Source organism: Rathayibacter sp. AY1D2, assembly GCF_002932695.1.
Classification (GTDB): Bacteria; Actinomycetota; Actinomycetes; order Actinomycetales; family Microbacteriaceae; genus Rathayibacter.
Genome location: NZ_PSVX01000085.1, coordinates 1 through 11,814 on the forward strand (window position 1 = coordinate 1; position 11,814 = coordinate 11,814).

The following is an 11,814-nucleotide window of genomic DNA, read 5'->3' on the forward strand; positions in this document are numbered from 1 at the left end:
GGGGACGTGGATGAGCACGGTGGAGCGGGCGTAGGACGCCAGTAGGTGCGTCACACGGGTGGGGTTCACTGGGGGGAGACGCCCGACGGGCGCGGGACGGAGGCGCGGCATGGACCTGAACACGATCCAGCGCGTCCGGGTGGTGCGCGAGCGCTCCGAGCTGGCGGGCCGCGGGCCGCGCTCAGCGGTCATCGGAGGCGGCTCCTGGGTGTTCTCCCTCCCCCACGACCACCTCGACGAGCTCCTCGACCTGCAGGGATTCGCGTGGGAGCCGATCGTGCGCACGGACGCCGGGCTCTCGATTGCAGCGACCTGCACGCTCAGCGAGCTCGCCGCGATGCCCGACGCGGGCGACACCGCCCATCCGCTCTTCTTCCAGTGCTGCACGGCCCTGCTGGGCTCCTTCAAGATCTGGAACGTCGCCACTGTCGGCGGCAACATCGCCAACGCCCTGCCCGCAGGACCGATGATCAGCCTCGCCGCCGCGCTCGACGCCACCGCCCTCGTCTGGCGGGCCGACGGCTCGGACGTCGCCGTGCCGGTCGCCGAGCTCGTGACCGGCAACATGACCACTTCCCTGGCCCAGGACGACGTCATCCGCTCGATCGAGTTCCCGCTCTCCTCCCTCCGGGCGCGCACCGCGTTCCGCAAGACGGCGCTCTCCCCTCTCGGACGCTCCGGCGCCGTCGTCATCGGCCGCCTCGACACCGACGGCGCGTTCGTGCTCACGATCACCGCGGCGACCGTCCGGCCGGAGCGGCTCCGCTTCGCCGCCGTTCCCTCCTCGGCCGAGCTCGCCGCGGCCGTCGACGGCGTCGCGACCTGGTTCACCGACCCGCACGGAGCCGCCGACTGGCGCCACGCCGTTGTCCGCGTGCTCGCCGAGGAGATCCGCACCGAGCTGACCGGAGGCGCCCGATGAGGTTCACCGTCAACGGGGAGCCGGTCGACGCCTCCCCCCGCCCCGGCCAGGTGCTGCGCACCCTCCTCCGCGACCACGAGCACTTCGAGGTGAAGAAGGGGTGCGACGCCGGTGACTGCGGCGCCTGCTCCGTCCTCGTCGACGGGACGCCGTTCCACTCCTGCCTCTACCCCGCCCACCGCGTCGAGGGGCGCGAGGTGACGACAGCGGCCGGCCTCGGCACGCCCGAGGAGCCGAGCGCGGTGCAGGAGGCGTTCGTCGAGGCCGGCGCGTTCCAGTGCGGCTTCTGCACGGCCGGCATGGTGGTCACGGCCACGGCGCTCGACGGAGTCCGCGCCGAGGACGTGCCGCGGCTGATGAAGGGCAACCTCTGCCGGTGCACGGGCTACCGCCCCATCCGCGAGGCCGTGACGGGCGCCTGCGCGTCCGGGCACGGCGCGCACGCGGCCGAGCCGTCCGGAGCGGATCGCACGGAGGCCCCGGTCCGCGGACGGCACGCGGCCCCGCCGTCGGGTCTCACCCCCGTCCGCCGCACCGGTCGCCCGTCGGCCGAGGAGTCCCGGGTCGGCCGCTCGCTCGGCGCGCCCGCCGGCCGGCGGATCGTCCAGGGCCGCGAGCCGTTCACCCTCGACGTCGCCGTCCCCGGCCTGCTGCACCTGAAGGTCGTCCAGAGCCCGCACGCCCACGCGCGCATCCGCTCGATCGATACGACCGCCGCCCGCGCGATGCGGGGCGTCGTCGCGGTCCTCACCGCCGAGGACGTCCCGGACGTCCTCTACTCCACCGCCCGCCACGAGTCCCGGCTCGACGACCCGGACGACACCCGCATGCTCGACACCGTCGTCCGGTTCCGCGGGCAGCGCGTGGCCGTGGTGGTCGCGGAGTCGGTGGCCGAGGCGGAGGCGGCCTGCCGCGCCGTCGAAGTCGACTACGAGGTGCTGCCCGCCGTCTTCGACCCGGAGGAGGCGCGCTCGGCCGGCGCGCCGCTCCTGCACGCCGACAAGGATCCGATCGCCTCGCGCATCGCCCGGCCGGAGGCGAACGTCGTCGCGGAGCTCCACGGAGAGTACGGGGACGTGGCCGCCGGACTCGCGGAGGCCGACGTGGTCGTCGAGGGCCGGTACTCGACCTCCCGGGTCGCGCACACGGCGCTGGAGACCCACGGCACCATCGGCTGGCTCGAGGGCGGAGAGCTGGTGCTGCGGACCTCGACGCAGGTGCCCTTCCTCGTGCGCGACGAGATCGCGCGCCTGTTCGACCGCGATCCGTCGACCGTCCGCGTCTTCACGGCACGGGTGGGCGGCGGCTTCGGCGGCAAGCAGGAGATCCTGACGGAGGACGTCGTCGCCCTCGCCGTGCTCGCCACCGGCCGGCCCGTGCAGTTCGAGTTCACCCGGAGCGACGAGTTCACGATGGCCCCCTGCCGACACCCGATGCGGGTCGGCGTCACGCTCGGCGCCCGACGCGACGGACGGCTGACCGCCCTCGCCGTGGACGTGCTCTCGGACACCGGCGCCTACGGCAACCACGGACCCGGCGTGATGTTCCACGGCACCTCGGAGTCGGTCGCCGTCTACAGCGCGCCCAGCAAGCGCGTCGACGCGCAGGCCGTCTACACGAACAACCTCCCCTCGGGGGCGTTCCGCGGCTACGGCCTCGGGCAGGTGATCTTCGGCATCGAGTCGGCGATGGACGATCTCGCCCGCGAGCTCGGGATCGACCCGTTCGAGCTGCGGCGGATCAATGCGGTGCGCCCGGGCGAGCCGCTGGTGGTCACGCACGTCGAGGGCGACGACATCGGCTTCGCCTCCTACGGGCTCGACCAGTGCCTCGACCTCACCGAGGCGGCACTGGCCGGCGGCGGCGGCTCCCCCGCCCCCGACGGACCGGGGTGGCGGACAGGGCAGGGCACGGCACTGGCGATGATCGCCACCATCCCACCGCGGGGCCACTTCTCGGAGGCGACCGTCACCGTCGACGCCGAGGGAGTGCTGACCATCGGCGTCGGCACGGCCGAGTTCGGCAACGGGACGACCACCGTGCACACGCAGCTGGTCGCGAGCGCCTTCCGCGCCTCGGCCGACCGGGTGCGGATCCGCCAGTCCGACACGGACGCGGCCCGCTACGACACCGGAGCGTTCGGCAGCGCCGGCACGGTGGTCGCGGGCAAGGCCGTCCACTCGGCCGCGACGCGCCTCCTCGCCGAGCTGCAGGCGCTCGCCAAGCGGCTGACCGGGCACGACGAGACCTTCGAGCCCGACGACGAGGGCCTGCTCGCTCCGGACGGCACCCGGGTCGCGTTCGCCGATCTGGTCCGCGCGGCCGGCGGACCGGTCACCGCGACCGGGAGCGAGGACGGCGCTCAGCGCTCGCTCGCGTTCAACGTCCAGGGCTTCCGCGTCGCGGTGCACGAGCCGACGGGCGAGGTGCGGATCCTGCAGTCGGTCCAGGCGGCCGACGCCGGCTTCGTGATCAACCCGGCGCAGTGCCGCGGGCAGGTCGAGGGCGGAGTGGCGCAGGCGATCGGCTCGGCGCTGTACGAGGAGGTGATCCTCGACGGCGAGGGCACCGTGACCACGGCGATCCTCCGGAACTACCACATCCCGCAGATGGCGGACGTGCCCGAGACCGAGGTGCTCTTCGCGGACACCGCCGACGAGCTCGGGCCGTTCGGCGCGAAGTCGATGAGCGAGGCGCCCTACAACCCGGTCGCCCCCGCACTCGCCAACGCCGTCCGCGACGCGATCGGCGTGCGGCCGACCGAGCTGCCGCTCTCCCGCGACCGGATCTGGCGGCTCCTGCACCCGGACGCCGCCCCGGTCGCGTCCGTCGAGGCGGAGGCGCCGCCCGGTTGAACGACGACGGGCTGAGCGCCGATCGGCCGCCGCAGCTCAGACGCGCGACGCCAGCTCCGTGCTCGCCCGGGCGACCTCGCGGGCGATCGCGTCCTCGTCCGCGTTCACCAGCCGTCCCTCCCGCACCGTCGGGCGACCCTGCACCAGGAGCAGGCTCAGCGGGGGCTGCGCTCCGAGTGCGAGCGCCGCGACCGGGTCCGCGATGCCCGCGTGCTCGATCCCGTCGATCCGCCAGAGCGCGAGGTCGGCGAGCTTGCCGACCTCGATCGAGCCGATCTCGTCCTGCCGGCCGAGCACCCGGGCCCCGCCGATGGTGGCGACCGAGAGCGCCTGCCGGGCGCTCATCCGGTCGGCGCCGGCGCGCAGGCGGTTCATCAGGACCGCGGCGCGGATCTCGGAGCCGAGCTGCCCGGACTCGTTCGACGCCGCGCCGTCCACCCCGAGGCCGACCGGTGCTCCTGCCGCCAGCAGCTGCGGGATCGGCGCGATGCCCGCGGCGAGCCGGCCGTTCGAGGACGGGCAGTGCGCGACTCCGGTGCCCGTGGCCGCGAACTTCGCGATCGCGTCGGCGTCGAGGTGGACGCAGTGCGCCATCCAGACGTCATCGCCGAGCCAGCCGAGCGACTCCAGGTGGTCGGTGGGCGAGAGGCCGAACGCCTCCCGCGTGTAGGCGTCCTCCTCCACGGTCTCGGAGCCGTGGGTGTGCAGCCGGACCCCGAGCTGACGGGCGAGGACGGCCGACTCGCGCAGCAGGTCGGTGGTCACCGAGAAGGGCGAGCACGGGGCGATCGCGACCCGCACCATCGCGTCGGCGGAGGCGTCGTGGTACCGCTGGACCGCCTCTCCACTGGCCTGGAGCGCGGCCGCCGTGGTCTCGACGGCGAAGTCCGGCGGGAGGCCGCCCCGGGACTCGCCGAGGTCCATCGACCCGCGGGTCGCGTGCAGCCGGAGGCCGAGGGTGCCGGCCGCGTCGACGATGCCGCCGACGATGTCGCCGGAGCCCCGCGGGAAGACGTAGTGGTGGTCGGCGACGGTGCTGCAGCCGGACCGGGCGAGGACGCCCATCGCGCCGAGGGCGGCGGAGCGGGTCAGGTCGGCGTCGATGCGGGACCAGGCGGGGTAGAGCGCGACGAGCCAGTCGAAGAGGATCGAGTCCTGCGCCCAGCCGCGGGTGAGCCACTGGTAGAGGTGGTGGTGCGTGTTGACGAGCCCGGGAGTGAGCAGGCGGCCGCGGCCGTCGACCCGCGTGAGCGCGATCGCCTCCTGCGCCGGCAGGCCCGTCGGGGACCGTCCGTCGAGGGCCCACGCCGGAGGGTCGCCGGCTCCGACGGCGACGATGCGGGAGTCGTCGACGACGACGTGGCCGACGGGGTGCTCGGTCCCGTGCGCGTCGACGGTGGCGACGTGGGCTCCGGTGAGGACGTGGCGCTGCATGCCCCGAGCATGGCAGCGCGGTGTTTCGCGGCCGTTTCCCGCCGGAGTGCGAGCAGGCCGGCGCGATCACGACGGCGCGCCGTCAAGGGAGGACGTGCGGCTCAGCGCGCCGCGTGGATCGGGCCCGAGCGCCCCGCGAGCGGCTCCCCGGACGTCCCCGTGCGCGCGGCGAGGACCTCCGCGAGGATCGACACGGCCGTCTCCTCCGGCGTCGACGCGCCGATGTCCAGGCCGATCGGCGAGTGCAGGCGGGCGAGCGCCTCCTCCGTCACTCCCGCCTCGCGCAGCAGCCGCAGCCGCCGCTCGTGGGTGCGCCGCGATCCCATCGCGCCGACGTAGACGACCGGGAGCGCGAGCGCGGTCTCGAGCAGCGGGATGTCGAACTTCTCGTCGTGCGTGAGCACCGCGATCACGGTGCGCGAGTCGACCTCGGCGCGGGCGAGGTGGTCTGACGGCCACTCGACCACGACCTCGTCGGCGCCGGGGAAGCGCTCGGCGGTCGCGAACACCGGACGCGCGTCGCAGACGGTCACGCGGTAGCCGAGCAGGGATCCGGCGGAGCAGAGCGCGGCGGAGAAGTCGACGGCGCCGTAGATCAGCAGGCGCGGCCGCTCGGCGTGCACGATGTAGGCGATCTCGAGCTCGGCGCTCCGGCAGGCGGTCTCGACCGTGGCCGAGCGGCCGGAGGCCAGGCGCGCCTCGCGCTCGGCGAGGATGCGGCGGGCGGTGTCCTCGTCCAGGTGCGGGCCGACGACGTCCTGGAGGCGCGTCGCTCCGGTGAGGACGAGGCCGATCAGCTCCTCCGGGCCGCCGACGACGATCGCCAGCGCGGCCGAGCGGCCGGCGCGGGCGGCGCGCAGCTCGGCGAGGACCGCGGTGGAGCCGGAGTCGACGACCTGGCCGAACACGCGCAGCTGCCCCCCGCAGGACAGGCCCGCGGCGAAGGCCGCCTCGTCGTCGAAGCCGAAGTGCTCGGACGCGCTGCCCGAGGTGCCGAGCACCTCCTGGGCCAGCGCGTACGCCTGCGCCTCGACGCAGCCGCCGGAGATCGAGCCGATCGCGCGCCCCTCCGCGTCCACCGCCATCGAGGACCCGAGAGCGCGGGGAGCCGAGCCGAAGACGTGCGTGACCGTGACGACCGCGACGCTCCCGCCCGCCTCGACGCGCTCGAGCAGGGGGTCGGCGATGTCGAGCACGACGGCCTCCTCTTCTCGGACGGGAGGCGACGGCGCCGGGGCTGCGGGGAGGCCGGGCGGAGCCGCCGACGGGCGCTCACACGCAGGAAACATGCCGAGTATAGGGTCGATCCATGCCTGACGACGCTCCCTTCCTCGACCTCGTGATCCGCGCCTCCGACGTGCTGACCGAGAACGGCCGGCGTCCGGCCAGCATCGCGATCGCCGAGGGCCTGATCGTCGCGGTCGGCGAGCGGGACGCCCCCTGGCGGACCACGGAGGAGATCGTCCTCCCCGAGGGCCAGGTCCTGATCCCGGGGATCGTCGACACCCACGTGCACGTCAACGAGCCGGGCCGCACGGAGTGGGAGGGCTTCGCCTCCGCCACCCGCGCGGCCGCCGCCGGGGGCGTCACCACGATCATCGACATGCCGCTGAACTCGATCCCGCCGACCACCACGGTGGCGGGGCTCGAGGCCAAGCGCGCGGCCGCCGGGCCGCAGGCGCAGGTGGACGTCGGCTTCTGGGGCGGGGCGATCCCCTCGAACCTCGGCACGCTGCGCGAGCTCCACGACGCGGGCGTCTTCGGCTTCAAGTGCTTCCTCTCGCCGAGCGGCGTGGACGAGTTCCCGCACCTGAGCCGGGAGCAGCTCGTCGAGGCGATGCGCGAGATCGCCGCCTTCGACGGACTGCTGATCGTGCACGCCGAGGACCCGGCCGAACTGGAGGCGAGCGCGCTGGAGCCCGGCGCCTCCTACGGCGCGTTCGTCGACTCCCGCCCGCCCGCCTCCGAGCGCAGCGCGATCCTGCACGTGATCGAGGCCGTCCGCGAGACCGGCTGCCGCGCGCACATCCTGCACCTCTCCTCCGCCGACGCGCTGCCGCTCCTGCGCGAGGCCAAGGCCGAGGGGCTGCCGATCACCGCCGAGACCTGCCCGCACTACCTCACCTTCGACGCCGGCTCGATCCCCGACGGCGGCACGCAGTTCAAGTGCTGCCCGCCGATCCGCGACGAGCGCAACCGCGAGCTGCTCTGGAAGGGGCTGCTCGACGGGACGATCGACATCATCGCCTCGGACCACTCCCCCGCCACCGCCGAGCTGAAGCTCCCCGCCGGCGGCGACTTCGGCGTCGCCTGGGGCGGGATCTCGGGACTCGAGCTGAGCTTCCGCGCGGTCTGGACCGGGGCCCGCGAGCGGGGCATCCCGCTCGAGCAGGTCGTCGCCTGGATGTCCACGGCGACCGCCGCGTTCGCCGGGCTCGGCCAGAAGGGCCTGCTGCACGCGGGGTCCGACGCCGACCTGGTCGCGTTCGACCCGGAGGCGCAGTGGCGCGTGGACGTCGACGCCCTCTCGCACCGGAACCCCGTCTCGGCCTACGAGGGCCGCGTCCTCCGCGGCGCCGTCGCCGCCACCTGGGTGGGCGGCCGCCGAGTCACCGCCGCGACGGTCCCGCCCGCCGGGCGCCTCCTCACCCGCCCCTGACCTCGACCCGCCGATCCCCCGCCTCCCTGACGACACCTCGGGGAGCTCGACCGCTCACGCCGAGCGCCGCCGTGTCATCGGCAGGTTTCGAGCGTGTGAACGGAGGCGGGTCGGAGCCGCGGAGCGGGCGGATCGCACAAGACTCGGAGTCCCGGCGGCGGCTCCTCGGGATGCTCCGCCGGTGCGCGGAGCCCCCGCCAGGCGCGAGGCTGGCAGACGGGCTCGCAGGAGCCGCGAGCAGGACGGGCACCACCGCGTGACCGGGCCCGGCCGAATGGAACGGACAGGAGCGGACATGTCGATCATCCTCGGGGACCACCAGTACGGGAAGGCCGAGAACCGCGTCGTGCGGATCTACCGCGAGACCCCGCGGCACGAGATCCACGACGTCAACGTCTCCACGGCCCTCCGCGGCGACTTCGAGGCCGCGCACCGAGAGGGCGACCAGTCGGCCGTCCTGCCCACGGACACGCAGAAGCAGACGGCGTACGCCTTCGCCAAGGAGAAGGGCCTGCGCTCGATCGAGCCCTACGGCCTCGAGCTGGCCCGCCACTTCGTCGACGGCTACGAGCCCGTCCACGGCGCCCGCATCGAGATCGAGGAGTTCGCCTGGGAGCGCGTGCTGGTGGACGGGCGCGAGCACGACCACACCTGGGTCCGGAAGGGCCAGGAGACGCGGATCGCGTCGGTCACGGTCGAGGGCTCGGGCGACGAGCGGCGGATCTGGATCACCGGCGGCTTCAAGGACCTCACGATCCTGAAGTCCACGGGGAGCGAGTTCCACGGCTTCCTCACCGACCCGTACACGGTCCTGCAGCCGACGAACGACCGGGTGATGGCGACCTCGCTGGTCGCGAAGTGGCGCTTCGCCATGAGCGAGGACGAGATCGCGGCGATGGACTGGGAGGCGGTCTACGCGGGCGTCAAGGCGCTCATGACGAGCCGCTTCGCGACCGTGCACTCCCTCGCCCTCCAGCAGACGCTCTTCGAGATGGGGAAGGCGGTCCTGGAGGAGTACCCGCAGATCGTCGAGATCCGTCTCTCCGCGCCGAACAAGCACCACTTCGTCTACGACCTGTCGCCCTTCGGCGTCGAGAACGACAACGAGGTCTTCCACGCCGCCGACCGCCCCTACGGGCTGATCCAGGCGAGCGTCACCCGCGACGACGCGCCGCCCGCGGGATCAGCCTGGACCGCCTACACGGGCCTGGTGTGACCGGCGCCGGGGGCGTCCACCGGGGGCACGTGCTGCACGTCGCCGGGGGTGCGACGCTCACGACCGCGCGGGAGTCGCTGGTGTCGATCCCGGACGGCGCTCTCGCCGTGGACGAGGACGGCACGATCGCCTGGGTCGGTCCGTACCGCGAGCTGCCGGACCGCTTCGCGCTCCTGCCGGTCTCCGGCGACGCCGCGTCGATCCTGCTGCCCGGCTTCGTCGACGCGCACGTGCACTTCCCCCAGACGTTCTCGACCGACGGCTTCGGCGGCGGCCAGCTGCTCGAGTGGCTCGACCGGACGGTGTTCCCCGCGGAGGCGCGGCTCGCCGACCCGGAGTTCGCCGACGTCGTCGCGCGCGCCTTCACCCGGCGGCGGGTGGCCGCGGGCACGACCGCCGCGATGGTCTTCGGCTCCGCGTTCCCGGCCGCGCAGGACGCCCTCTTCGAGCGCAGCCGCGAGGCGGGGCTGCGGATCGTGTCGGGGCGCGGCATCCAGACCACGGGCCCGGCCTCGGCGGCTCCCCTGATCACCTCCGAGGAGGAGGCGCTGACGCTCGCGTCGGAGGAGATCGACCGCTGGCACGGGAGGGACCCGCTCCTGCAGGTCGCGCTCGTCCCGCGGTTCTCGCTGTCCGTCACTCCCCGGACCCTCGGAGCGCTCGGCGACCTCTACGACGACGTCCGCGGACGCGGCGTCTACGTGCACAGCCACCTCAACGAGAACGACCGGCCCGGCGACGGCGAGATCGCCGCCGTGCTCGGCGCGTACGGCACCCGCAGCTACCTCGACACCTACGACGGGCTCTTCCTCCCCGGCTCCGCGCGCGGAGGCTCCTCCCTCCTCGGGCCGCGCACGATCCTCGCCCACGCCGTGCACTGCCAGGACGCGGAGCTGCACCGGATGGAGGAGACCGGCACCTCGATCGCCCACTGCCCGACCTCGCAGCAGTTCCTCGGCTCCGGCACCATGCCCTGGCGCCGGACCGTCGCCTCGGGGGTCACCGTCGCCCTCGGTTCGGACGTGGGCGCGGGCGACGAGTGGCTGCTGGCGCGAGTGGCGAACGACGCCTTCAAGGTGCACCTCTCGGAGCCCGGCGACGCGGCCGTCGCCCTGCATCCGGCCGAGCTCCTGTTCACGGCGACGCTCGCCGGCGCGCGGGCGCTCGACCAGGAGGAGCGGTTCGGCAGCCTCGACCCCGGGAAGGACGCGGACTTCCTCCGCATCGAGCCCGACCGGTGGGAGCCGCTCGCCGACGTCCTCGCCCACGGGATCCGCGCGGACGACGAGGAGGAGGCGACGGCCCAGCTGCTCTTCGCCCTGCTGATGACCCTGCGCGAGCCGGCGATCGCCGCGGTGCACGTCCGGGGCAGGCGGATCGTGGCTCCGGAGTGACGGGGCCGGCCCGGGAAGCGCGGTGCGGACCGCGCGCACCCGGCCGTCAGCGCAGGCGCAGCGCCAGGAACAGGTCGGCGCGGTCCGCGGTGTCCGACAGGTCGCGCTGCGTCAGCTCCTCCACCCTCGCGATGCGGTACCGCACCGTGTTCAGGTGCAGGTGCGTCTGCTCCGCCGTGCGCACCCACGAGCCGCCGCAGTCGAGGAACGCCGCGAGCGTGGCGACCAGCTGCGAGCCGTAGCGCGCGTCGTGCTCGACGAGCCGCCCGAGCACCAGCTCGACGAACACTGAGCGCAGGTGGTCGGGGACCGCGCTCAGCAGCTGCACGGCGGAGGTGACCTCCCCGGAGTCGCTGACCCGCACCGGAGCGTCGTCGCCCGGAGAGCCCGGCAGCAGCATCCCGTAGCGTGCCGAGCGGAGGGCGCCGCCGAGCGCGGGCAGCGGAGTCGCGGCGCTCGTCCCGACGCGCAGCACGGCGCCCGGCCACGCGGCTCCCGCTCGTCGCAGCGCCGAGGTGACGACGGCGAGCGGATCCGCGCCGGTGGGGATCGCATCGGTCGCCTCGGTGGGCAGCACCGCCACCGCGCAGCCCTCGGCGTCGCGTCCGACCACGGCGCGGCCCAGGTGCGCGGCGGCGTCGACCAGGACACGGCGCGCCAGGTCCGGGGGCGCGTCGCCCTCGAACTCGGCGGCGACCACGGCGCACCGCCCGGCGCCGCCGAGTCCGAGCTGCCGCAGGTACACCGCGGCCTCGGGCTGCTCGCTGTCCTCCTCCACGAGCTCGAGCAGGCGGTCGGCGAGAGCGGAGTCGGCCGAGAGCGCCGCCTCCCGCTGCAGCCGGTAGACCCCCACGACTCCGGCGAGCTCGGTCACGGCGTCGAGTACTGCGGCGGGCCAGTCGTTCCAGTCGCCCCCGACGACGACCAGCCAGGAGGTGGCGCGGTGCTCGCCCGCGCCTGCGACGGTGAGGACCGACAGGGCGCCGCCGCGGGCGTCCGCGACCACGACCGGGCTGCGCCGGGCCGTGAGCGCCGCGTGCACGACCCGCTCGATCTCCCCCAGCCCCAGGGGCGAGGCGGAGGCCGCGGTCCGGCCGGTCGCGGTCAGCACCGACACGGGGAGTCCGAGCTCGCGCGAGGTGCGCGTGACGAGCTCGTCGAGCTGCTGCCCCCGGTAGACCTCGGTCAGCAGCTCCCGCTGGCGGGCGAGGGCGGCCGTCAGCCGGGCCACGCGGTCGCCGGCGAGGGGCTGCTGGGCTTCGTGCCGGACGACCTCGTCGTCGCCTGCCGCGAGCACGACGTCCCGCTGATCGCCGTGCCGGCCGATGTGTCGT

8 protein-coding genes are annotated in these 11,814 nt (G+C 74.5%); 5 read left to right on the top strand and 3 right to left on the bottom strand.

Features of this window, described 5'->3' with window-relative positions:
• Positions 1-109: 109 nt before the first annotated feature.
• Both C5D04_RS16400 and C5D04_RS16405 read left to right on the top strand, forming a co-directional pair.
• Entirely contained in the window at positions 110-922 is an 813-nt protein-coding gene (locus tag C5D04_RS16400) for an FAD binding domain-containing protein (RefSeq protein ID WP_104328941.1), read from the top strand.
• Positions 919-3,777 (top strand): molybdopterin cofactor-binding domain-containing protein, encoded by a 2,859-nt coding sequence (locus C5D04_RS16405; RefSeq protein WP_104348038.1) that lies wholly within the window; start codon positions 919-921, stop codon positions 3,775-3,777. Before C5D04_RS16400 ends, C5D04_RS16405 begins: the two co-directional genes overlap by 4 nt.
• 36 nt (positions 3,778-3,813) lie before the next feature.
• Here C5D04_RS16405 and C5D04_RS16410 read toward each other — a convergent pair whose 3' ends face one another.
• Together C5D04_RS16410 and C5D04_RS16415 are read right to left on the bottom strand one after the other, a co-directional pair.
• Complete coding sequence (locus tag C5D04_RS16410) at positions 3,814-5,211, bottom strand: 8-oxoguanine deaminase (protein WP_104348039.1); 1,398 nt, start codon at positions 5,209-5,211, stop codon at positions 3,814-3,816.
• A gap of 101 nt (positions 5,212-5,312) precedes the next feature.
• A complete protein-coding gene (locus C5D04_RS16415) occupies positions 5,313-6,407 on the bottom strand; it encodes an XdhC family protein (protein ID WP_104338118.1) in 1,095 nt (364 codons plus the stop codon).
• A 113-nt stretch (positions 6,408-6,520) separates the two neighbouring features.
• Between C5D04_RS16415 and allB the strand changes: the two genes are divergently transcribed.
• From allB to C5D04_RS16430, 3 genes are all read left to right on the top strand, one after another.
• Positions 6,521-7,870, top strand: coding sequence for an allantoinase AllB (allB, locus tag C5D04_RS16420; protein WP_104248249.1), 1,350 nt, complete (start codon positions 6,521-6,523; stop codon positions 7,868-7,870).
• A gap of 295 nt (positions 7,871-8,165) precedes the next feature.
• Complete coding sequence (pucL, locus tag C5D04_RS16425) at positions 8,166-9,086, top strand: factor-independent urate hydroxylase (RefSeq protein ID WP_104348040.1); 921 nt, start codon at positions 8,166-8,168, stop codon at positions 9,084-9,086.
• Complete coding sequence (locus C5D04_RS16430) at positions 9,083-10,480, top strand: amidohydrolase family protein (protein ID WP_104348041.1); 1,398 nt, start codon at positions 9,083-9,085, stop codon at positions 10,478-10,480. Before pucL ends, C5D04_RS16430 begins: the two co-directional genes overlap by 4 nt.
• Positions 10,481-10,526: 46 nt before the next feature.
• Here the strand turns inward: C5D04_RS16430 and C5D04_RS16435 are convergent.
• Positions 10,527-11,814 (bottom strand): CdaR family transcriptional regulator (locus tag C5D04_RS16435; protein ID WP_181137746.1); only part of this gene is annotated, 1,288 nt, incomplete at its 5' end.

Coding starts and splice junctions, on each gene's coding strand:
- C5D04_RS16400 (WP_104328941.1), top strand. CDS start 110: ATGGACCTGAACACGATCCAGCGCGTCCGGGTGGTGCGCGAGCGCTCC.
- C5D04_RS16405 (WP_104348038.1), top strand. CDS start 919: ATGAGGTTCACCGTCAACGGGGAGCCGGTCGACGCCTCCCCCCGCCCC.
- C5D04_RS16410 (WP_104348039.1), bottom strand. CDS start 5,211: ATGCAGCGCCACGTCCTCACCGGAGCCCACGTCGCCACCGTCGACGCG.
- allB (WP_104248249.1), top strand. CDS start 6,521: ATGCCTGACGACGCTCCCTTCCTCGACCTCGTGATCCGCGCCTCCGAC.
- pucL (WP_104348040.1), top strand. CDS start 8,166: ATGTCGATCATCCTCGGGGACCACCAGTACGGGAAGGCCGAGAACCGC.